Annotated in this window: 19 protein-coding genes and 1 pseudogene; 13 read left to right on the top strand and 7 right to left on the bottom strand. The window is 64.0% G+C overall.

Translation table 11 applies throughout. The features are described from left to right. The first annotated feature begins 26 nt into the window (after positions 1 to 26). The 6 genes from cysG to ACFPFW_RS04225 all read left to right on the top strand — a co-directional run bounded on the left by cysG (position 27) and on the right by ACFPFW_RS04225 (position 6134). Positions 27 to 1460, top strand: coding sequence for a siroheme synthase CysG (gene cysG / locus ACFPFW_RS04250; protein WP_114957160.1), 1434 nt, complete (start codon positions 27 to 29; stop codon positions 1458 to 1460). Beyond that, a complete protein-coding gene (locus ACFPFW_RS04245) occupies positions 1460 to 2179 on the top strand; it encodes a phosphoadenylyl-sulfate reductase (protein ID WP_114957161.1) in 720 nt (239 codons plus the stop codon). Before cysG ends, ACFPFW_RS04245 begins: the two co-directional genes overlap by 1 nt. 136 nt (positions 2180 to 2315) lie before the next feature. Beyond that, the gene (locus tag ACFPFW_RS04240) at positions 2316 to 3311 is read left to right on the top strand and encodes a sulfate ABC transporter substrate-binding protein (protein ID WP_379769564.1); all 996 of its coding nucleotides are present in this window, start codon (positions 2316 to 2318) and stop codon (positions 3309 to 3311) included. Positions 3312 to 3334: 23 nt separating this feature from the next. Further along, positions 3335 to 4189, top strand: a complete 855-nt coding sequence (gene cysT, locus ACFPFW_RS04235; protein ID WP_114957163.1) for a sulfate ABC transporter permease subunit CysT — start codon at positions 3335 to 3337, stop codon at positions 4187 to 4189. After that, positions 4189 to 5094 carry a sulfate ABC transporter permease subunit CysW gene (gene cysW / locus ACFPFW_RS04230; protein WP_114957164.1) on the top strand — a complete coding sequence of 302 codons (906 nt, stop codon included), beginning with the start codon at positions 4189 to 4191 and terminating at the stop codon, positions 5092 to 5094. The genes cysT and cysW overlap by 1 nt, the downstream gene beginning before the upstream one ends. Continuing rightward, positions 5091 to 6134 carry a sulfate/molybdate ABC transporter ATP-binding protein gene (locus ACFPFW_RS04225; RefSeq protein ID WP_114957165.1) on the top strand — a complete coding sequence of 348 codons (1044 nt, stop codon included), beginning with the start codon at positions 5091 to 5093 and terminating at the stop codon, positions 6132 to 6134. Before cysW ends, ACFPFW_RS04225 begins: the two co-directional genes overlap by 4 nt. 117 nt (positions 6135 to 6251) lie before the next feature. Here the strand turns inward: ACFPFW_RS04225 and ACFPFW_RS04220 are convergent, their stop codons facing one another. The 3 genes from ACFPFW_RS04220 to ACFPFW_RS04210 all read right to left on the bottom strand — a co-directional run bounded on the left by ACFPFW_RS04220 (position 6252) and on the right by ACFPFW_RS04210 (position 9487). Further along, positions 6252 to 6734: a hypothetical protein gene (locus tag ACFPFW_RS04220; protein ID WP_114957166.1), complete on the bottom strand. Its 483-nt coding sequence runs from the start codon at positions 6732 to 6734 to the stop codon at positions 6252 to 6254. Between the two features lie 93 nt (positions 6735 to 6827). Beyond that, positions 6828 to 8096 (bottom strand): NAD(P)/FAD-dependent oxidoreductase, encoded by a 1269-nt coding sequence (locus ACFPFW_RS04215; RefSeq protein ID WP_379769559.1) that lies wholly within the window; start codon positions 8094 to 8096, stop codon positions 6828 to 6830. After that, a complete protein-coding gene (locus ACFPFW_RS04210; RefSeq protein ID WP_379769555.1) occupies positions 8093 to 9487 on the bottom strand; it encodes a glutamine synthetase family protein in 1395 nt (464 codons plus the stop codon). The genes ACFPFW_RS04215 and ACFPFW_RS04210 overlap by 4 nt, the downstream gene beginning before the upstream one ends. 278 nt (positions 9488 to 9765) lie before the next feature. On the opposite strand from ACFPFW_RS04210, the gene ACFPFW_RS04205 reads away from it, so the two are divergent. The 4 genes from ACFPFW_RS04205 (at position 9766) to ACFPFW_RS04190 (ending at position 13846) form a co-directional block, all read left to right on the top strand. Then, positions 9766 to 10872, top strand: a complete 1107-nt coding sequence (locus ACFPFW_RS04205; RefSeq protein WP_114957167.1) for a polyamine ABC transporter substrate-binding protein — start codon at positions 9766 to 9768, stop codon at positions 10870 to 10872. 63 nt (positions 10873 to 10935) lie between these two features. Continuing rightward, positions 10936 to 12099 carry an ABC transporter ATP-binding protein gene (locus ACFPFW_RS04200; RefSeq protein ID WP_114957168.1) on the top strand — a complete coding sequence of 388 codons (1164 nt, stop codon included), beginning with the start codon at positions 10936 to 10938 and terminating at the stop codon, positions 12097 to 12099. Positions 12100 to 12110: 11 nt separating this feature from the next. Continuing rightward, positions 12111 to 13028, top strand: coding sequence for an ABC transporter permease subunit (locus ACFPFW_RS04195; protein WP_114957169.1), 918 nt, complete (start codon positions 12111 to 12113; stop codon positions 13026 to 13028). Further along, a complete protein-coding gene (locus tag ACFPFW_RS04190) occupies positions 13025 to 13846 on the top strand; it encodes an ABC transporter permease subunit (protein WP_114957170.1) in 822 nt (273 codons plus the stop codon). The genes ACFPFW_RS04195 and ACFPFW_RS04190 overlap by 4 nt, the downstream gene beginning before the upstream one ends. A gap of 4 nt (positions 13847 to 13850) precedes the next feature. Here the strand turns inward: ACFPFW_RS04190 and ACFPFW_RS04185 are convergent, their stop codons facing one another. The 4 genes from ACFPFW_RS04185 to ACFPFW_RS04170 all read right to left on the bottom strand — a co-directional run bounded on the left by ACFPFW_RS04185 (position 13851) and on the right by ACFPFW_RS04170 (position 17798). Next, on the bottom strand, positions 13851 to 15560 hold the full coding sequence (locus ACFPFW_RS04185) for an ABC transporter permease (RefSeq protein ID WP_114957171.1): 1710 nt from the start codon (positions 15558 to 15560) through the stop codon (positions 13851 to 13853). 46 nt (positions 15561 to 15606) lie between these two features. Then, on the bottom strand, positions 15607 to 16635 hold the full coding sequence (locus ACFPFW_RS04180) for a Fe(3+) ABC transporter substrate-binding protein (RefSeq protein ID WP_114957172.1): 1029 nt from the start codon (positions 16633 to 16635) through the stop codon (positions 15607 to 15609). A gap of 317 nt (positions 16636 to 16952) precedes the next feature. Continuing rightward, the gene (gene bfr, locus ACFPFW_RS04175) at positions 16953 to 17432 is read right to left on the bottom strand and encodes a bacterioferritin (protein WP_114957173.1); all 480 of its coding nucleotides are present in this window, start codon (positions 17430 to 17432) and stop codon (positions 16953 to 16955) included. A gap of 84 nt (positions 17433 to 17516) precedes the next feature. Beyond that, positions 17517 to 17798: a (2Fe-2S)-binding protein gene (locus ACFPFW_RS04170; protein ID WP_114957174.1), complete on the bottom strand. Its 282-nt coding sequence runs from the start codon at positions 17796 to 17798 to the stop codon at positions 17517 to 17519. Between the two features lie 310 nt (positions 17799 to 18108). On the opposite strand from ACFPFW_RS04170, the gene ACFPFW_RS04165 reads away from it, so the two are divergent. The 3 genes and pseudogenes from ACFPFW_RS04165 to ACFPFW_RS04155 form a co-directional block, all read left to right on the top strand. After that, the gene (locus ACFPFW_RS04165; RefSeq protein ID WP_114957175.1) at positions 18109 to 18249 is read left to right on the top strand and encodes a DUF3096 domain-containing protein; all 141 of its coding nucleotides are present in this window, start codon (positions 18109 to 18111) and stop codon (positions 18247 to 18249) included. Between the two features lie 59 nt (positions 18250 to 18308). Beyond that, positions 18309 to 18632: a hypothetical protein gene (locus ACFPFW_RS04160; protein WP_162799676.1), complete on the top strand. Its 324-nt coding sequence runs from the start codon at positions 18309 to 18311 to the stop codon at positions 18630 to 18632. Positions 18633 to 18844: 212 nt separating this feature from the next. Then, positions 18845 to 20446 (top strand): annotated as a pseudogene (locus ACFPFW_RS04155) (putative PEP-binding protein); the annotation flags it as partial. Between the last annotated feature and the right edge of the window lie 179 nt (positions 20447 to 20625).

Below are 20625 nucleotides of genomic sequence, written 5' to 3'. Positions count from 1 at the left end.
CCGCGTGCGGGCGGTGGAAAGGCCGAATGCGCTATTTTCCGATCTTCATCGACCTCAGGGATCGCCGGGCTTTCGTCTTCGGCGGCGGCGAGGCGGCTCTGAACAAGGTGCGGCTCCTGACCGGAGCAGGCGCCCGCGTGAGGCTGTACGCTGATGAGGTCCTGCCCGAACTGCAGGAACTGGCGGCGGCGGGAGAGATCGAGATCGCAGGCGCGGTCGATCCAGAGACTGTTGATCTCTCCAGCGTCGCGGCGATCGTCTCATCGGCCGGCGATCCGGTCGACGGCCTGATTTCAGCCCGCGCCAAGTCACTCGGCATTCCGGTGAACGTTGTCGATCGCACCGAGCTTTGCAGCTTCATTACGCCCGCCATCATCGATCGCGGAACGGTCCTTGCCGCCATCGGCACCGAAGGCGCGGCCCCGGTTCTCGCCCGCCGGCTGCGTGCGCGCATCGAGGCGCTGCTGCCGGCGCGTCTCGGCGGGCTTGCCGATCTGATCGGCTCACGCCGCGAGCGGCTTGCGACATTCGCTCCCGAAGCCGTCGATCGTCGCCGGTTCTGGGAGAATGTCGTCGACGGTCCGATCGGCTCGGCGTTCCTCTCCGGGCGCACGGAAGAGGCCGCGGTCGCGCTCGATGCCGCGATTGACGACGCGGCATCGGCTCCGATTTCGCGCAAGGGCATCGTCTTCCTCGTCGGCGCGGGTCCGGGCGATCCCGAGCTTCTGACCCTGAAGGCGCTCCGCGTCCTGCAGGATGCGGACATCATCTTCCACGACGAGCTCGTCACTGCCGAAATCCTCGATCTCGCGCGCCGCGACGCCGAGCGTGTCTTCGTCGGCAAGAAGGCCGGCACGAAATGCGTCGCCCAGCGGTCGATCAACGAGGAATTGGTGCTCGCCGCCCGCAAGGGCCTTCGGGTCGTCCGGCTGAAGGGCGGTGATCCGTTCGTCTTCGGCCGGGGCGGAGAGGAGCTTGAGCATCTTCAGGACGCCGGCATCGAGGTCGTGGTCGTGCCGGGCATCACGGCCGCCGTGGGCTGCGCCGCCGAGGCAGAACTGCCGCTGACCTTCCGCAACGAATCCGGCCGCCTGATCCTGATGACCGCCCATCGCGCCGCCGAGGCGGAGGCGATCGACTGGAGCGGGCTCGTCCGCGACGATTTCACGCTCGCCGTCTACATGGGCAAGGCGACCGCCGGAGTGATTGCGCAGGGCCTCATCGCCGCCGGACGCGATCCCGAGACGCCGGTCGCCGTGCTGGCGCGCGGCACTCGGCCGGACGCGGCGTCGGCGACGGGCCTGCTTCGCGATCTTCCAGGTCTCGTCACCGAAGTCGGCGACGGTCCCGCGCTTTTGGTCCTAGGCCAGGTCGTCCGCCGCTCGCGACCCTGGCGTCAACGCTTCGGCGCCGCCATATCCAGCATCGCGGGCAAGACCCGCCAGTTTGAGAACGTCTGATGTTCGACCTCGCCATTCCCGCCGACGAAGCCCTCGCGCATCGCGCGGCGGAGCTCGACGTGAAAGTCGCCAATGCGACGCCGCAGGACGTGCTGGAAACGATCCTCGCCGAGCGGTTCCCGGGCGGCATCGCCGCGGTGTCCTCGTTCGGCACGGAATCGGCGGTGCTGCTGCATATGATCTCCGAGATCGATCCCTCGACGCCGGTGCTTTTCCTCGATACCGGCATGCTGTTCTCCGAGACGCTCGATTATCGCGACACGCTGCAGGACCAGCTCGGCCTGACCGACATCCGCGTCTTCAAGCCGGACCAAGCGGACCATGACCGGCTCGACCCGGAAGACATGCTGTGGGCGAGCGACACCGACGCCTGCTGCGGCTATCGAAAGGTCCTGCCGCTCGGCCGCGCGCTCGACGGTTTCGGCGCCTGGATCAATGGCCGCAAACGCTACCATGGCGATAGCCGTTCGAACCTCGCGGTTGTCGAGGCGGATGGTCCGCGCATCAAGGTGAACCCGCTGGCGACCTTCGACGGGCAGGACATCCAGTCCTATTTCGTCCGCCATCACCTGCCGTTGCACCCGCTCCAGGCTCTGGGCTTCTCGTCGATCGGCTGCATGCCCTGCACGAGCAGAACCGCTGAGGGCGAGGGCGCTCGCGCGGGCCGCTGGAGAGGCTCGGGCAAGACCGAATGCGGTATTCACATCGGCGACAAATAATACGCAAAAATTACGTAGATAAAAATAAGAGACATAAAATCTACGTTCTTTGTTGACATATCGCATCTTGCGTTGCAGGTATAGCCATCTTAAGCCGTTCCCGGCGTGGGAAATGGCGTCAGACGGGATGCACGCAATGCTGTTCAAGAAACTTCTGGCGACCGCCGCCGCCGTGCTGATTGCCGCCCCGGCATTTGCCGCCGACATCAATCTGCTCAACGTGTCGTACGATCCGACCCGCGAGCTCTATGTCGAGTTCAACAAGGCGTTCGCGGCCAAGTGGGCTGCCGACCACAAGGGGGACACCGTCACCGTCAAGCAGTCGCATGGTGGCTCGGGCAAGCAGGCCCGTTCGGTGATCGACGGCCTCCAGGCCGATGTCGTCACTCTGGCGCTAGCCTATGACGTCGACGAAATCGCCGAGAAGGGTTTCCTCGCCGCCGACTGGCAGAAGAAGCTGCCGGAGAACGCCGCACCCTACACCTCGACGATCGTCTTCCTCGTCCGCAAGGGCAATCCGAAGGGCATCAAGGACTGGAACGACCTGGTGAAGCCGGGCGTGCAGGTCATCACCCCGAACCCGAAGACCTCGGGCGGCGCCCGCTGGAACTATCTCGCGGCATGGGCCTACGCCAAGAAGGCATATGGCTCCGACGAGAAGGCCAAGGACTTCGTCAAGCAACTCCTCGGCAACGTCCCGGTTCTCGACACCGGCGCACGGGGCTCGACCGTCACCTTCACCGAGCGGGGTATCGGCGACGTCCTGCTGGCCTGGGAAAACGAGGCCTATCTCTCGGTCAAGGAACTCGGCCCGGACAAGTTCGAGATCGTGACGCCGACCCTGTCGATCCTCGCCGAGCCGACGATCGCCGTCGTCGACAAGGTCGTCGACAAGAAGGGCACCCGCGAAGTCGCGACGGCCTATCTGAACTATCTCTACTCGCCGGAAGGCCAGGAGATCGCAGCCAAGAACTTCTATCGTCCGCGCAACGAGGCGGTCGCCGAGAAGTTCAAGGATCAGTTCGCCAAGGTGAACCTCGTCACCATCGATCAGGATTTCGGTGGCTGGCGTAACGCCCAGAAGACCCACTTCTCGGACGGCGGCACCTTCGACCAGATCTACACGAAGTAAGTGCGGGAAGCGGGTCGTCCGTAATGTCTTCTCTCCCCATTGCGGGCACCCGCGCCGCTCCTAAAACGGTGATCCCGGGCTTCGGGATCACGTTCGGCTTGACGCTAGCCTGGCTCGGCCTGATCGTTCTGATCCCGCTGGCCGGGCTTTTCCTCAAGACCTTCGAACTGACCTTCGAGCAGTTCATCGGCATCGTCACCAGCGCGCGCGTGCTGAACGCGCTCAAGATCAGCTTCGGCATCGCGCTGGCCGCGGCGGCGATCAATCTGGTCTTCGGGTTCTTCGTCGTCTGGGCGCTGACGCGCTACGAATTCCCCGGCCGCCGCCTGTTCGATGCGATCGTCGATATCCCGTTCGCGCTGCCGACGGCCGTCGCCGGCATCGCCCTGACGACGCTCTACGCGCCGAACGGCTGGATCGGCTCGCTGCTCGAACCGCTCGGCATCAAGGTCGCCTATACGCCGCTCGGCATCCTCATCGCGCTCGTCTTTATCGGCCTGCCGTTCGTCGTGCGCACGGTGCAGCCGGTCCTGATCGACCTCGAATCCGAGCTCGAGGAGGCTGCATCGAGCCTCGGCGCCAATCGCTGGCAGGTGATCATCAAGGTGGTCATCCCGACCTTGCTGCCGTCGCTGCTCACTGGCTTCGCGCTCGCCTTCGCCCGCGCGGTGGGCGAATACGGCTCGGTCATCTTCATCGCGGGCAATCTTCCGAACATCTCCGAGATCGCGCCGCTCCTGATCATCATCCGCTTGGAGGAGTTCCGCTACGCGGACGCGACCGCGATCGCCGTGGTCATGCTGCTCGCGAGCTTCGTGCTTCTCTTCGCCATCAACGGCCTGCAGCGCTGGTCGGAATCCCGGAGCGCCGCGTTCTGATGAGCATTGCGACCGAAGCTGACGTCACCGATTTCGTGCCCGAAACGACGGCTACGACCGTTCACGTCGCGACCGGCACTCCGCGTCCGGTCCGCACCGAACCCGCGCCGGTGCGCTGGGCGATCATCGGGATCGCGCTCGCCTTCCTGTCGATCTTCATCGTCCTGCCGCTGGTCACGGTGTTCCAGCAAGCCTTCGCGCGCGGCTGGGACGTCTATGCCGCCGCGATCACCGATCCGGACGCGCTGCATGCGATCAAGCTGACGCTGACCGCCGCCGTCATCGCGGTCGTCCTCAATGTCGTCTTCGGCCTGGTCATGGCCTGGGCGGTCGCCAAGTTCGAATTCAAGGGCAAGAGCTTCCTCATCACCCTGATCGACCTGCCGTTCTCGGTCTCGCCGGTGGTCGCCGGCCTGATCTTCGTGCTTCTCTTCGGTGCGCAGGGCTTCTTCGGTTCGTGGTTCATCGACCACGACATCAAGATCATCTTCGCGCTGCCAGGCATCGTGCTGGCGACCGTCTTCGTCACCTTCCCCTTCGTCGCGCGCGAACTGATCCCGCTGATGCAGGAGCAGGGCACGGCCGAGGAAGAGGCGGCGATCTCGCTCGGTGCGTCCGGGTGGTCGACGTTCTTCCGCGTCACTCTGCCGAACGTGAAATGGGCGCTGCTCTACGGCGTGCTGCTCTGCAACGCCCGCGCGATGGGCGAGTTCGGCGCGGTGTCGGTCGTCTCCGGCCATGTACGCGGCGAGACCAACACGATGCCGCTGCACATAGAAATCCTCTACAACGAGTACCAGTTCTCGGCGTCCTTCGCGGTCGCCTCGCTCCTGGCCTTCCTCGCGCTCGTCACGCTCGTGCTGAAGACCGTCCTCGAAAATCGCCTCTCGGAAACCCGCCGATGAACATCGATGTCCAGTCCGTCACCAAGAACTTCGGAAGCTTCAAGGCGCTGAACGATGTCAGCCTGAAGATCCAGTCGGGTGAGCTCCTCGCTCTACTCGGTCCCTCGGGGTCCGGCAAGACGACGCTGCTGCGCATCATCGCCGGCCTCGAATGGCCCGATTCCGGCGCGGTGCGCTTCGACGGGCAGGATGCGCTCAGCCTCTCGGTGAAGGAGCGCGATGTCGGCTTCGTGTTCCAGCACTATGCGCTGTTCCGGCACATGAACGTGTTCGACAACATCGCGTTCGGCCTGCGCGTTCGTCCGCGCCGCGAGCGCAAGCCCGAGAGCTTCATCAAGAACAAGGTCGAGCAATTGCTCGAGCTCGTCCAGATCGGCAGCCTTGCCGACCGTTATCCGTCGCAGCTTTCGGGCGGCCAGCGCCAGCGCGTGGCGCTTGCCCGCGCGCTCGCCATCGAGCCACGCGTGCTGCTTCTCGACGAGCCGTTCGGCGCGCTCGACGCCAAGGTGCGCAAGGATCTCCGCCGCTGGCTGCGCAATCTGCACAACGAACTGCATGTCACCTCGATCCTCGTCACGCACGACCAGGAAGAGGCGCTGGAAGTCTCCGACCGCGTCGTCGTGATGGGCAACGGCAAGATCGAGCAGGTCGGTTCGCCGAGCGAGGTCTACGACAACCCGGCATCCGCCTTCGTCCACGACTTCATCGGTGAATCCGTCGCGCTGCCGATCAAGGTCGACGGTTCGCTGGTGCGTATCGGTGGCCGGAACATCGGGCTCGACACGCAGGGTGTCGCACAGGGCGATGCTCGCCTGTTCGTGCGCCCGCACGACATCGAGATCGGCCAGCTCGGCGATAATGCCCTGGAAGGCGAGGTGCTGGCAGTCCGCCGCTTCGGTCCGACGCATCGCGTCGATGTCTCGGTTCCGATCGATGGTGGCAAGGCGACGATCGAAGCCGCCGTGCCCGCCGGCCATGAGCCGAAGATCGGCGAGCGGGTGGGGCTTATCCCGGAGCGCTATCGGGTTTTCGCGGCTTAAGGATGAACCTCATCCTGAGCCGAGCCGAAGGCTCGTGTCGAAGGATGACCCAGGCACGGAGGGCTTGGCCATCCTTCGACACGGATGCTGCGCATCCGGCTCAGGATGAGGACTTGATCACTCAGTCCTCGCGCTCACCAGCATGCCGTCCGCGGTGTGGCAGACCACCTCCGACGTCCGTTCGTCGCGCGGATAGATCATCGTGATCTCCGCACGGATGCGGTGCCCACCATCCGGCGTCTCACGTACATAATCGACACGGTCGATCTCGGCATCATAGGCGCCGTGACGACGCGCCACGTCGAGCAAGCCCTGGCGGCAGGCATTGACCGCCTCGTCAGCCGTCTCGTCATAACCGCGATCCGGGCCGTAATAGGCCGGAGCCGGCGGCGGGGGAGGCGGCGGATAATACGGATCGGCGTTGGCGGCCGAACTCGCGGCCAATGCGCCAAGGAAAACGCCCGCGCCAAGCGCGGCGCCGACGGCGGCACCGTTGCCATCGCGGTGGTGGTGACGATGATAGTCGCGCGCGAAGGCAGGCGCGCTGACAAGAAGCATCGTGGCCGCGGCGGCCGACGCCATGATCTTACGTGTGGTCATGATCCCCTCATTCCGCCGGTCGGCGGCTCTCTTCGCGAACCCGTCGCATTGAGAGTGATGCTGCACGAATGTGGCTGAATGGAGCGTGAATGCTCAGAGCCTGTCGCGCAGCGCGTACCAGAGCATCGCGACGACCATCAGCGGATGGCGGAACATCACGCCGCCGGGAAAGCTCGGCACCGGCAGGCGGGACAGAACGTCGAAACGCTCCATGGTCCCGGCCACCGCTTCCGCGAGCACCGAGCCGGCGAAAGGCGCCAGCGCGACACCCTGGCCGGAATAACCCGCCGCGAGCAGAACGTTCGACTTCACCCGCCGGATCATCGGAAGCCGCGTCGGAGTGACGCCGACGATGCCGCTCCAGGCGAACTCGAAGGGGATGCCTGCCGTCTGCGGAAACACCGCCGTCATCGCGCGGCGGACGAGGTTCGCGGGATCGGCGACGTAGGAATTGGCGTAGCTCTCGCCGCCTCCAAACAAGAGACGGCCATCGGCCGTCGGGCGGAAATAGTTCACGACGAAGCGGCTGTCGGCCACGGCCATCGGCGTGTTCAGAATGTCCTTCATCCGCTCGCCGAGTGGAGCCGTGACGCCGATCGTCGAGGCAATGGGAAGGATGCGGGCATCCGCCTCGGGAAGCAGCCCTTTCATCAGACTGTCGCCGGCGATGATCACCCAGTCGGCCGCGATCGTTCCGGTCTTGGTCACGACACGCGTTCGCGCACCGTCGATCAAGGCTTCGGCCCTCGTGCCCTCGAATATCCTCGCGCCACCGGCGACCGCCGCGCGGGCGAGGCCGAGGGCGTATTTCAGCGGGTGCAGATGACCGCCGCCGCGATCGATCATGCCACCGTGATAGTCCTCCGAGCGAACGAGCGCCCGGATGCCGTCGCGGTCCAGAGCCTCGACTTTGCCGTACGAGTACTTGTCGCGCAGATAGCGGACATAGCGATGGGTGTCCGCGACGTAGCGCGGCTTGTGATCGGCGTAGACCAATCCCGAGCGGCGTTCGCAGTCGATCCCGTAACGGGCGATGCGTTCGTCGATCTGGGCGATCGCGGCCTGGCCGATCTCCCAGAGAAGCCAGGCATCGCTCCTGCCGAATTGCTGCTCCAGATGCATCTGGTCGCGACGCATCCCGCTATGAATCTGGCCGCCGTTTCGTCCCGACGCGCCCGAGCCGACCCGGTCCTGCTCCAGCACCACGACGGAGTAGCCGCGCTCGACCAGCGACAATGCGGAGCTGAGACCGGTGAAGCCTGCGCCGATGATGCAGACATCGGCGCGCCGGTCGCCGTCGAGCGGCGGAAATTCGGCAAGCGGTTCGGCGGTGGCTTCGTAGTAGGTTTGCGGCTGGCTCACACGTTCAACAGCAGAAATTCGCGTTCCCAGGGGCTGATCACGCGCATGAACGTTTCGTACTCGCCTCGCTTGATCGCTGCATATGTCTGTACGAAGGTCTCGCCGAAGATGCCGCGCAGCGCCTCGTTCTCCTCGAGATTGGAGACCGCTTCGAGGAGCCCGCGCGGCAGGTCGTAGTCGAGGCCGTGCGCAGAGCCTTCGACCGGCTCGGTCGGCTGCAGTCCTTCCTGCATACCGAGATAGCCGCAGGCGAGGCTCGCCGCGATTGCGAGATATGGATTGGCGTCGGAGGAGGGCACGCGGTTCTCGACGCGCCGCGCCTCGGCGCCGGCTGGCGGTACCCGCAGGCCGGTAGTGCGGTTGTCGTAACCCCAGGCGACGTTGATCGGCGCCGTCGCGTCCTTGGTCAGGCGGCGATACGAGTTCACATAGGGCGCGAGGATGCACATCACCGAGGGCAGGTATTTCTGCTGGCCGGCGATGAAGTTGAAGAATTCCGGCGTCGGCTTGCCGTGCTCGTCGGAAAAGATGTTCTGTCCTTCGCTGTCCACTACGGACTGATGGATGTGCATGGCCGAGCCCGGCTGGCCGGCGATTGGCTTCGCCATGAAGGTCGCGTAGATGTTGTGGACGAGCGCCGCCTCGCGGATCGTGCGTTTGAACATGAACACCTGATCGGCGAGTTGCAGCGGATCGCCGTGGCGCAGATTGATCTCCATCTGCGCCGCACCCTCTTCGTGGATGAGGGTGTCGATCTCCAGGCCCTGCGCTTCCGAGAAGTCGTAGATGTCCTCGAACAGGTCGTCGAACTCGTTCACCGCGGAGATCGAATAGCTCTGGCGGCCGGTCTCCGGGCGGCCTGAGCGGCCGACCGGCGGCTCCAGCGGATAGTCCGGGTCGGTGTTCGGCTTGACGAGATAGAATTCGATCTCCGGCGCCACCATCGCCCGCCAGCCCTTGTGGGCATAGAGCTCGACGATGCGCCTCAGGAGCTGGCGTGGCGCGACCTCGATCGGCCGTCCGTCCCGGTGATAGCAGTCGTGGATGAGCTGCGCCGTCGGATCGTTTGCCCAGGGCACCACGCAGAGCGTCGAGAAATCCGGCACGAGCACGAGATCGGCGTCCGCTGGATCGCCGGCTCCGGGCATGTCTTCGTCGGGATACTCGCCTGCGATCGTCTGGTGAAAGATCGAGGAGGGCAGGTTCATCGCCGGCGAGTTGAAGAACTTCGACGCCGGCATGATCTTGCCGCGCGCGACGCCCGCCTGATCCGGCACGACGCATTCCAGTTCCTCGATGCCACGCGCGGCCACCCAGGCCCGCGCCTCTTCCACGTTCGCAACGCCTCGAAGTGACGAGGCGGCGTCCTTTTGAGCTTTTTTCTTTGCCATGCGCTTTCGCGTGAGCCGCGGTTTCAAGGAACCGCGAAGGCCCCTTCAAACTGCGGCTCCGGACCCCTCGGGCCCGCGCGCTCCGGTACGTTTTGCTGGTCGACGCGCCCGCGCCGAACCTTCCCCAAGAGTGCCGGTCGGCATGAAGGCCGTCAATCCGGGCGCCGTGACAACCTCAACCAAATCGGGCGATCAGCGTTATCCAATGGTGGCTTGTGCATTCCGCAGACGCTTCGTAACCTGCAAAAGGAATGCGTTATCAGAAGGAAGCGCGAAGTATGGGTGGTCGCCCTCTTAAGTTGTTTGTGGGAGCAATCGCAACTCTAACGGCTGGGTTCAACTTCGCGGTCGCGGCGTCTGCGCAAGAAATCCACATCTACAACTGGTCCGACTATATCGACGAACAGATATTGAAGGACTTCACCGCCGAGACCGGCATCAAAGTCGTCTATGACACCTTCGATACCAACGAGCTGCTCGAGACAAAGCTCCTCACCGGCTCGACCGGCTACGACATCGTCGTCCCGACCGCGACCTTCCTGAACCGTCAGATCAAGGCGGGCGTGTTTCAGAAGCTCGACAAGTCGAAGATCCCGAACCTCAAGAATATGTGGCCGGAAATCCAGGACCGCGTCGCGCGCTACGACCCCGGCAACGAATACTCTGTCACCTATATGTGGGGCACGACGGGCATCGGTTACAACGTCGCCAAGATCAAGGAGACGCTGCCGAACGCGCCGGTGAATTCCTGGGGCCTGCTCTACGATGCGGAAAACCTCAAGAAGCTCAGCTCCTGCGGCGTGATGCTGCTCGATTCCGCCGAGGACCTCCTGCCGTCAGTGATGAACTATATCGGCCTGAAGCCCGACCTCACCAATGCCGAAGACATCGAGAAGGCCGGCGCGACGCTCGAAAAGCTTCGTCCGAACATCAAGAAATTCCACTCCGACGAATGGAAGAACGCGCTCGCGGACGGCGATATCTGCGCGGCGGTCGGCTATTCCGGCGACGTCTTCCAGGTCGCCTCGCGCGCCGAGGAAGCTGGCAAGGGTGTCGAGATCGCCTATGTGATCCCGAAGGAGGGCGCGCAGCTCTGGTTCGACGTGTTCGCCATCCCGGCCGATGCTCCGAACGCGGACGGCGCGCACAAGTTCATCGATTACATGATGCGTCCCGAGGTTATCGCGAAGGCCACGAACTTCGTAGCCTACGCGAATGCGAACCTCGCCTCGCAGCAGTTCGTCGACAAGGAAGTGCTCGACAATCCGTCGATCTATCCTGACGCGGACACGCTGAGCCGGCTTTATACCGTCTCGACGGTGGAGGATCCCAAGCTGCAGCGCGTCATCACGCGCGCCTGGACGAGAGCAAAAACCGGCAAGTAGCCCGACTATCCAACCTCGCAGTCTGGAGCCGGGCGCGGGGGCGCCCGGTGGGGGAGCCCAGAAATGCCCGCAGCACCCGTCAAGGCGGCACTCGGACCGGTCCGCCGGGCGTTCAGCCCATGGACCGATCCGGCCGCCAAACCGCTGATTCGCTTCGAGAACGTCACCAAGCGCTTCGGCGATTTCACCGCCGTCGACAATCTCACGCTGAACATCTATGAGCGCGAATTCTTCGCGCTCCTCGGCCCGTCGGGCTGCGGCAAGACCACCCTGATGCGCATGCTGGCCGGGTTTGAGGATCCGACCGAGGGCCATGTGTTTCTCGAAGGCCGGGACATCGTCGGCACGCCGCCTTACAAGCGGCCGGTCAACATGATGTTCCAGTCCTACGCGCTCTTTCCGCATATGAGCGTCACAGACAACGTCGCCTTCGGCCTCAAGCAGGCGGGCATGCCGAAGGAAGAGCGGGCCAAGCGCGTCGACGAGATGCTGACGCTCGTCAAGTTGACCCAGTTCGCCAAGAGGAAGCCGCACCAGCTGTCCGGCGGCCAGCGCCAGCGCGTCGCGCTCGCCCGGTCGCTGGCGCTTAAGCCGCGCGTCCTGTTGCTCGACGAGCCCCTTGGCGCACTCGACAAGAAGCTTCGCGAGGAAACCCAGTTCGAGCTGACCGATCTCCAGGTCACGCTCGGAATGACCTTCCTGATCGTCACCCACGACCAGGAAGAGGCAATGACAGTCGCCGACCGCATCGCGGTAATGAATCACGGTGAGATCATCCAGGTCGCGACGCCTGGCGAGATCTACGAACAGCCGAATTCCCGTTACGTCGCGGACTTCATCGGCGATGTGAACATCATCCCCGGCAAGGTCGAGAACAACGCGTCCGGCAATGTGAAGCTCAAGAGCGAGTGGACCGACGCGCCGATCCTCGTCACCAATCCCGTCGAATGCGCGCAGGGCGGCGATGCGTGGCTCGCCCTTCGCCCCGAGAAGCTCATCGTCGCGCTCGAGCCGCCGCCGCCCGGTACGCCGAACGTGCTCGCGGGCGAGGTCTGGGACATCGGCTATCTCGGCGACCTCTCGGTCTATCGCGTGAAAATTCCGAGCGGCGATATCGTCAAGGCGACGGTGACCAACCGCACGCGTCTGGTCGAGCGGCCGATCAGCTGGGAAGACAAGGTCTGGCTTACCTGGGCGCCCGAACAGGGCGTTCTCCTCACCAACTGACGGGGGCGGTCTTGGCAGAACGGGGGGAAAGGAACTGGCAGAGGCTGATAGAGGTCGGCGTGCCGTTCCTGTGGCTGATCCTGCTGTTTCTTGTGCCCTTCCTGATCGTCCTGAAGATCAGCCTGTCGACGGCCGTCATTGCGCAGCCGCCTTATGATCCGAGCTTCGATCTTCTGGTCGACGGGATTTCCGGCATCTGGGAGAAGATCAGGAGCTTCTCCTTCGCCAATTACGCCTTCCTGGCTGACGACCCGCTTTACTATCAGAGCTATCTGTCGAGCCTGCGCATCGCGGGGATCTCGACCGTGCTTCTGCTCCTGATCGGCTATCCCATCGCCTATTCCATGGCGCGTGCGCCAAAGAGCCTCCAGCCGATGCTCCTGATGCTGGTGATCCTGCCGTTCTGGACCTCGTTCCTGATCCGCGTCTACGCCTGGATCGGCATCCTGAAGCCGGAAGGCCTCCTGTCGACCTTCCTGATCTGGCTCGGTGTCATCGATCAGCCGCTGGCGATCATGAACACCGAGACGGCGGTCTTCATCGGCATCGTCTATTCCTACCTGCCGTTCATGGTCCTTCCGCTCTATTCGAGCCTCGAAAAGCTCGATGAGACGCTGCTGGAGGCTGCCGCCGATCTCGGTTCGCCGCCGATCCGATCCTTCTGGCAGATCACGTTCCCGCTTTCGATCCCCGGCATCGTCGCCGGCTGCATGCTCTGCTTCATTCCAGCCGTCGGCGAATTCGTGATCCCGGATCTGCTCGGCGGTTCAGACACGCTGATGATCGGCCGCACGCTCTGGAACGAATTCTTCCTCAACCGAGACTGGCCGATCGCCTCCGCTGTCGCCGTGCTCCTGCTGCTCGTGCTCGTCGTGCCGATCGTGATCTACCAGCATGTCCAGCAGCGCCAACTGGAGGCCGAGAAGTGAAAAAGGGCCTCTCCCCGTTCAACATCGTCTCGCTGACGCTCGGCTTCGCCTTCCTCTACATCCCGATCATCATCCTGGTGATTTACTCGTTCAACGCCTCGCGCCTGGTCACGGTCTGGGGCGGATTCTCGACGCAATGGTATGGCGCGCTCTTCCGGAACCAGCAGCTTCTGGACGCCGCCTGGGTGACCGCCCGCGTCGCCTTCCTGTCGGCGACGGTCGCGACCTTGCTCGGCACGATGGCGGCGATCGCCCTTGTCCGGCACGGCCGGTTTCGGGGGCGCACTCTGTTCTCGGGGCTGGTCTACGCGCCGCTCGTCATGCCGGAGGTCATCACCGGCCTATCCCTGCTGCTGATGTTCGTCGCCATCGGCATGGCGCGCGGTTTTTGGACCCTGACGCTCGCGCACATCACGTTCGGCATGTGCTACGTCACGGTCGTCGTTCAGTCGCGGCTTCTGAGCTTCGATCGAAGTCTGGAAGAGGCCGCGCAAGACCTCGGTGCGACGCCAGCCAAGACCTTCTTCGTCATCACTTTGCCGATCATCGCGCCGGCCGTGATTTCCGGCTGGATGCTCGCCTTCACCATCTCGCTGGACGATCTGGTGATCTCGAGCTTCACGACGGGCCCTGGGGCCACGACGCTGCCGATGCGCATCTATTCATCCGTCCGCCTCGGCGTGACGCCTGAGATCAACGCGGTCTGCACCATCCTGATTGGCATCGTCACGGTCATTGTGATCGTCTCATCGATCGCGACCAAGCGCGCGGCGGTCGAGCGCGAGCGCGCCGAGCGGATGGCCGCCGCTGGTGGCTGAGCCGCTAGGCTTCGGATGAAATCCGGCCGGCGGTTCGTACACCTTCGGCATGAGGCACCTGACTTGCGCGGGCGAGCAACGCCACCGGGATCAGGCCCACGAGAACGATGAGCAGCGCCGCGACGGACCCGTCTTCATAGGTGCCGCGCGAGGCCTCCGAATAGACGTGCGTCGCGAGCGTTTCGAAGCCGAATGGGCGCAGCAGCAGCGTCGCCGAGAGTTCCTTCATTGCATCCACGAAGACGAGCAGCGCCGCTCCTCCGAGGGCGGGGCGCAGCAGCGGAATGTGGACGCGGCGGATGACGCCCGATGAGGTTTCGCCGAGATTGCGCGCAGCGGCATCGAGACTCGGTGCGATCTTCAGGAAGCCGGATTCCACTCCGCCGGTCGAGATCGCGAGGAAGCGCACCGCATAGGCGTAGATGAGCGCGAAGCCGGTACCCGAGAGCAGCAGCCCGGTCGAGACGCCAAACCATTGCCGCATCACGCCGTCGATCGCGTTGTCGAAGCCGGCAAGCGGGACGAGCAGGCCGACGGCTAGCACAGTGCCGGGGATCGCATAGCCGATGCTGCCGGCGCGGACGAGAAACGGCGGCAGCGGTCCGCGCACGAGACGTGCCGTATAGGCGAGGATGAGGCCGAGCCCCACCGTCACAACGGTGGCGATGCTGGCAACCGTCACGGTCGTCGCGGCTTCCCTGAGCAGATGGGGAGCGATGCCGTCCCGTGCGATCACTTTGGCGGCCTCCTTCAGCAGGTATAGCCCCGGGAACAGGAAGCCGAACAGGATCGGTGCGGCGCAGAACAGGATCGCGCCAAAGGCCGCGATACCAGTCAACGGCGAGGGAGCAATGCGTCGGCTTCGCTGCGCCTGCGTGTTGAATCGCTGATGCCGCCGGGCCCACCGTTCCAGCGCGATCAGCCCGAGCACGACCGCAAGCATCACAAGCGCGATCTGTGCCGCGCCGCCGAGACTCGAATTGTTGACCCAGGTCGAATAGATCGAGACCGTCAGCGTGCGAACGCCGAGGATGTCGGACGCGCCGAGATCGTTCAGCGCTTCCATCATTACGAGGCTGGTGCCGACCGCGATCGCCGGCCGCGCCAGCGGCAGGGCCACGCGGAAGAAGGCGGCGGGGCGTCCCGCACCCAGCGTGCGCGCCACGTCGATCACGCAGGCTGATTGCATCAGGAACATCGCCCGCGTGGCGAGATAGACGTATGGGTAGAGCACAAACCCGAAGATCAGGATCGCGCCCCACATCGTGCGCAGATCCGGCAGCCGAAAGTCGGCGGGGCTGGCGATGCCGAGGACGGCGCGGATCGCGGTCTGGATTGGCCCGAGCGGGTGCATCAGGTCGATCGTGGCATAGGCCATGATGTAGGTCGGCACCGCGAGCGGCAGCAGAAGCGCCACTTCGAGCAGGCCGCGGCCGGGAAAGCGATGCGCGGTGACGAGCCAAGCCGTGCCGACGCCGATAAAGGCGGCAAGGCTACCTGTGCCGATCAGGAGGGTCGCGGTGTCGACGATGGCTGTCGGCAGAACATAGCGAATGAGGTGCGGCCAGAGCTCGCCCGATCCGCGGGCGGCGATGAAGCCCAGGGCGACGACCGGCGCGAGGACGAGAGCGACCACAAATCCGCTCGCGACGAGCCAGCCGTTCAACGGAGCACGGCTTTTCGACGTGTGGGCGATCTCTTCGAAAACGGTCATTTCATAAGGCGGCGACCCGGGCGGACCCGGATCGCCGTGTCAAACCTCAATTGTCGAAACCGACTCGGTCGATGAGTTCGGCTGCCAGCTTGCGATGGCTCGCGATCTCGGTGAGCGACAGGGAATCGACCTTCAGCGTTCCAAGCGCCTTGATGGTCGGGTTAGGCTCGCCGACGATCGGGTACTCGAAATTATCGTCCGCATAGAGCTTCTGGACATCCGGCGAAGCCAGGAAGTCGAGCAGGGCAATGGCGTTGTCCTTGTTCGGCGCATTCTTGGCAAGCGCCGCGCCCGATACGTTCACATGGGTGCCGACGCCGTCCGAGAAGGTCGGGAAGAGGACGTTGATCGCCTCGCCCCATTTACGCTGCTCGTCTTCCTTGGCGGTGCGCATCAGGCCGACATAGTACGAGTTCGCCGGGCCGATGTCGCAGATGCCGCCGAGGATGTCGCGGGCGACGTCGCGATCGCCGCCGGCGGCCTTGCGCGCCAGGTTGGCCTTCACGCCCTTCAGCCATTCCTCGGTCTTCGCCTCACCGTGCTTGGCGATGAAGGCTGCGATCATGGCGACGTTGTAGGGGTGCTTGCCCGAGCGAATGCAGACCTTGCCCTTCCACTTCGGATCGGCGAGGTCCTCATAGGTAATGTTGGTGTCCTTCACCCGGTCCTTGGACGTGTAGAAGACACGGGCGCGCAGGGTCAGCGACGTCCAGCTGTGATCGGCGGCACGTAGGTTAGCCGGCACTTCCGAGTCCAGCACCTTCGAGACGATCGGCTGGGTGACGCCTTGGTCGACGAGGTCCTTGAGGTTGCCGATGTCGACGGCGATCAGCAGGTCGGCCGGGGAGTTCTGTCCCTCGGCCTTAACGCGCTCGCCAAGGCCTTCCTTGATGAACACCGAGTTCGCCTTGATGCCGGTCTTTTCCTGGAAGGCGTCCAGCATCGGCTGGATCAGGCCGGGCTCGCGGGTCGTGTAGATGTTGACTTCCTTGCTCTGCGCGAACGCGGGCATGGGAAGCATGGAGATCGCGACTGCGGCGTAAGCAAGCGGTCGGGAGAGGGAGAAGGCAGACACGACATTCCTCCTTGGATCGCGTTCCGGTTGACCGGAATGTGGTGCCTTGTAGAAGCCCGGGGAGGACGCGGCAATAGAAACGCCAGCAGATTCAATAGCTTATAATTAGAACAATTCGATATTGGCCGAAATAGGCGGGCGCCTTCACGGACCTAGCCGAAAGTCGAAAGCCGGAGCTTCTTTGGACGGTTTTTTGTCGGCGCGAAATTTCACAAAAGGCGGGAACTGGAATGCCGTACCGACCCCCGGGTGGAAGCACGTGCAAAAACAAAAAGCCCAGGCATTGCCCGGGCTTCGGTGTCCAGCGAAAAGGCCGATCAGCCTTCGAGTTCGCCGATATGGTGCTGCGAGTACAGCTCGACGCCGAGCTTGGCGATGAGGTCCAGCTGCTCTTCGAGGAAGTCGATGTGGCCTTCCTCGTCGCTCATCAGTTCCTCGAACAGGTCACGGCTCGGGAAGTCGGCGACCGAATGGCAGTAGATCGCGGCTTCCTGGTAGAGCTTGCGCGCGTCGTGTTCCGCGGCAAGGTCGCTTTCCAGGATCTCCTTCACCGACTGGCCGATGCGGAGCGGGTCCAGTACCTGCAGATTCGGGAAGCCCTCGAGGAAGAGAATGCGAGCGATGAACTTGTCCGCGTGACGCATCTCCTCGATCGATTCCTCGCGCCATTTCTTGGCGAGGTCCTTGAAGCCCCAATTATCGAAGATGCGGTAGTGCAGCCAGTACTGATTGATGGCCGTCAGCTCCGATCGCAGACCGCGATTGAGATATTCGATGACCTTGGCGTCGCCCTTCACGGCACGTCTCCTGAATTCGACTTCTTAGAAGTCTTCTAAGTTATGGAGGTGGCGAGGGCAAGAGGCAACAGGAACGCAAGCGCCTTATTCGGCGGCTTCGTCGATCGCCAGTTCGCTGATGTGTGGGAGCATGTCATTCTCGTTGTGCGCGTGCGCATGCCCGCTCGGGCAGACCGCGCACGCCGCCGGGCAGGCGGCCAGTGCCTGATCCAGGATCGTCTTGATGGTGCGCGAACAGCGGCCGCACTGCGGGCTGCACCCAAGGCAGCGATAGACCTGGCCGGGGGTACGCGGAGCCGCGTCCAGCGAAGCACATGCCTCGCGGATGGCGGTCTCACTCAGGACATTACAGGAGCAAACGATCATAGGGTCCGGAGCTACAAACGCAGTTTAGAAATAATCTAAACTACTGATCCTGAATGTAAAATCGTGACTCGCGCAGCCAGAGTCAATGGTCCGTTGGTGCGAATCCTGTGGTTGTGGTCAACGTCACGCCTCGTCTTTCCGGCGTCTCCTCTGGAGAGCATGATCGGCCGCGTCACCCCGTCGCGGCTTTGCCATCCGCCCGCCCCAAAACTGGAACCTGACACGCTCGGGAACGTTTTGCGTGCGGACCGCCGTGCCGGAATGTGCGGCAGCCTCGGCCCGAAAGGCCGTTCAAGAGAGGAAAACGTCCGTGGAGATCAATATCGTCACGTTACAACCGATCGTCGCCTTGCTCGCCGGCGTGCTCATCCTGATCATGCCGCGCCTGCTCAACTACATCGTGGCGATCTACCTGATCTTCATTGGTCTTTCCGGCCTCCTCGGCCGCTGAAAACCCGGGGCTGCTTCCCGCGTACCGGAGAGCCGCTCGACAACCGAAAGGGTGACATAATGAGCTACACCGATCCAAATGACCCGATGGAACGCCGGATCGATCCGGTCCCGGTCGAGACCCGCTCCGACAGCGGGGTGACCTGGTTCATCGTCGGCGCCCTCGTCATCGCCGCCGGCGTGCTCGCCTATCTCTATTTCGGCGAGAACAACACGACGGCGCAGAACACTTCGCCGACTTCAACCGAGGCTCCGGCCGATACCGGCCGCGCGTCGACCCCGGCCTCTCCGGCCGAACCGGCCTCTCCGCCGGCCCCGGCTCCGGCTTCGCCGCCGGCCCCGGCCCCGGCTCCGGCCTCGCCGCCGGCCTCTCCGCCGCAGTAATCCTGCATCACTTCGTAAGAAACGGCCGGCGTCATGCCGGCCGTTTTTCTTTTGGGGTTATGTGTCGCTCGCGAACACGCCATATTCGTCACCCACAACGCCGCGACCTCGCTGGGGAACAAGACGTGCGTAGCGAAAATGCCGTGGAGGACGGCAGGAAGGACTCATTGCCTGACCGACCGGCGGGAGAGCACGCGCCGACGCAAAGCCGCGCCCGCATGCTCCTGCGCACTCTTGTCGGCAGGGTCGAGGCCGGTTCGCTGACACGCGACGACGCGTTGCTGCAGATCCCTCCGCTGCTGCTCGACGAACTTCTCCATCCGATGATCGATCCGGCGTTCCAGCGCTGCGTCATCGCCAAGGGCCTCCCCGCATCTCCCGGCGCCGCCTGGGGCGAGATCACCTTCTCGCCGAACGAGGCCGAAAGACTGGCCGGCGAGGGCAAGAAGGTCATCCTCGTCCGCGTCGAGACGAGCCCCGAGGACATCCACGGAATGCACGCCGCGACCGGCATCCTGACCGCGCGCGGCGGCCGGACGAGCCACGCCGCCGTTGTCGCCCGCGGCATGGGCAAGCCCTGCGTCACCGGCGCCGGCGAGATCCGCGTCGACGAGCGCGCCGGCACGATGTCGGCCGGCGGCATGATCCTGAAGGCGGGCGACATCGTTACGCTCGACGGCACGGCGGGCCAGGTGCTGGAAGGCGCGGCGCCGATGACCGAGCCGGAGCTTCCGGCCGACTTCACCATAGTTCTCGGCTGGGCCGACGAAGTCCGCTCGCTCGGCGTCCGCGCCAATGCCGATACGCCGGATGACGCCAAGGCCGCCCGCCGCTTCGGCGCGGAGGGCATCGGCCTTTGCCGCACCGAGCACATGTTCTTCGACGCGACGCGTATCCGCGCGGTGCGCGAGATGATCATCGCCGAGAGCGAGGAACACCGCCGCGCCTCGCTCGCGACGCTGCTGGCCGTGCAGCGGCACGATTTCGCGAAAATATTCAAGGTCATGCTCGGCTGCACGGTCACGGTGCGTCTGCTGGATCCGCCGCTGCATGAATTCCTGCCCAAGACGGAAGAGGACACGATCGAGATCGCGACTGCGCTCGGAATGTCTCCGGAGAAAATGCGCCGCCGCGCCGACGAACTCGACGAGTTCAACCCGATGCTCGGCTTCCGCGGCTGCCGACTTGCGATTGCCTATCCCGAGATCGTCGAGATGCAGTCTCGCGCGATCTTCGAGGCCGCCGTCCAGGTCTCAAAGGCGACGGGCGTCGAGGTCGTACCGGAGATCATGGTGCCGCTCGTCGCCACAAGGAACGAACTGGACATGGTGAAGGACCGGATCGACGTGACGGCAGACGCGGTCAGTCGGGAAGCCGGAACGCAGGTCAAATACCGGGTCGGCACGATGATCGAACTGCCGCGCGCCGCGCTTTGCGCCGGCGACATCGCCAGGAGTGCCGAATTCTTCTCCTTTGGCACGAACGATCTGACGCAGACCGTTTTCGGCATGTCGCGCGACGACGCCGGCACCTTCCTCGGCGCCTATATCCTGAAGGGCGTTTTGCCGGCTGACCCGTTCACGACGATCGACGTCGAGGGCGTCGGAGAACTCGTACGTATCGGTGCCGAACGCGGCCACAGGACAAGGCCCGGCATGAAGATGGGGCTTTGCGGCGAGCATGGCGGCGATCCGGCCTCCGTCGCCTTCTGCCAGGATGTCGGCCTCGATTACGTCTCGTGTTCGCCTTATCGGGTGCCGATCGCACGGCTCGCAGCGGCGCAGGCGGCGGTTCGGCAGAAGCGCTTGAAGTAGCCGTCATGCTCCGGCTTGACCGGAGCATCCACACATCGGCATCGATGGGTCCTCCGGAGCCGGAGGACGACGGCCTCCCAATTTAACCCTCCCTCAACCTTAAGACCTGATCATCATGATCCTGTGCTTTTGACGTGACTCATCGTGTCGCGTCCGTGGTTGCGTAGGGTTGCGTTCTC

The sequence above is a fragment of the Flaviflagellibacter deserti genome (genome assembly GCF_042652085.1).
In the GTDB taxonomy this organism is placed as follows: domain Bacteria; phylum Pseudomonadota; class Alphaproteobacteria; order Rhizobiales; family Methylopilaceae; genus Flaviflagellibacter; species Flaviflagellibacter deserti.
This window is presented reverse-complemented; position numbering and strand designations above follow the sequence as displayed.

Coding starts and splice junctions, on each gene's coding strand:
- cysG (WP_114957160.1), top strand. CDS start 27: ATGCGCTATTTTCCGATCTTCATCGACCTCAGGGATCGCCGGGCTTTC.
- ACFPFW_RS04200 (WP_114957168.1), top strand. CDS start 10,936: ATGCCCGCAGCACCCGTCAAGGCGGCACTCGGACCGGTCCGCCGGGCG.
- ACFPFW_RS04210 (WP_379769555.1), bottom strand. CDS start 9,487: ATGGCAAAGAAAAAAGCTCAAAAGGACGCCGCCTCGTCACTTCGAGGC.
- ACFPFW_RS04240 (WP_379769564.1), top strand. CDS start 2,316: ATGCTGTTCAAGAAACTTCTGGCGACCGCCGCCGCCGTGCTGATTGCC.
- ACFPFW_RS04205 (WP_114957167.1), top strand. CDS start 9,766: ATGGGTGGTCGCCCTCTTAAGTTGTTTGTGGGAGCAATCGCAACTCTA.
- ACFPFW_RS04220 (WP_114957166.1), bottom strand. CDS start 6,734: ATGACCACACGTAAGATCATGGCGTCGGCCGCCGCGGCCACGATGCTT.
- ACFPFW_RS04185 (WP_114957171.1), bottom strand. CDS start 15,560: ATGACCGTTTTCGAAGAGATCGCCCACACGTCGAAAAGCCGTGCTCCG.
- cysW (WP_114957164.1), top strand. CDS start 4,189: ATGAGCATTGCGACCGAAGCTGACGTCACCGATTTCGTGCCCGAAACG.
- cysT (WP_114957163.1), top strand. CDS start 3,335: ATGTCTTCTCTCCCCATTGCGGGCACCCGCGCCGCTCCTAAAACGGTG.
- ACFPFW_RS04245 (WP_114957161.1), top strand. CDS start 1,460: ATGTTCGACCTCGCCATTCCCGCCGACGAAGCCCTCGCGCATCGCGCG.
- ACFPFW_RS04225 (WP_114957165.1), top strand. CDS start 5,091: ATGAACATCGATGTCCAGTCCGTCACCAAGAACTTCGGAAGCTTCAAG.
- ACFPFW_RS04170 (WP_114957174.1), bottom strand. CDS start 17,798: ATGATCGTTTGCTCCTGTAATGTCCTGAGTGAGACCGCCATCCGCGAG.
- ACFPFW_RS04160 (WP_162799676.1), top strand. CDS start 18,309: ATGAGCTACACCGATCCAAATGACCCGATGGAACGCCGGATCGATCCG.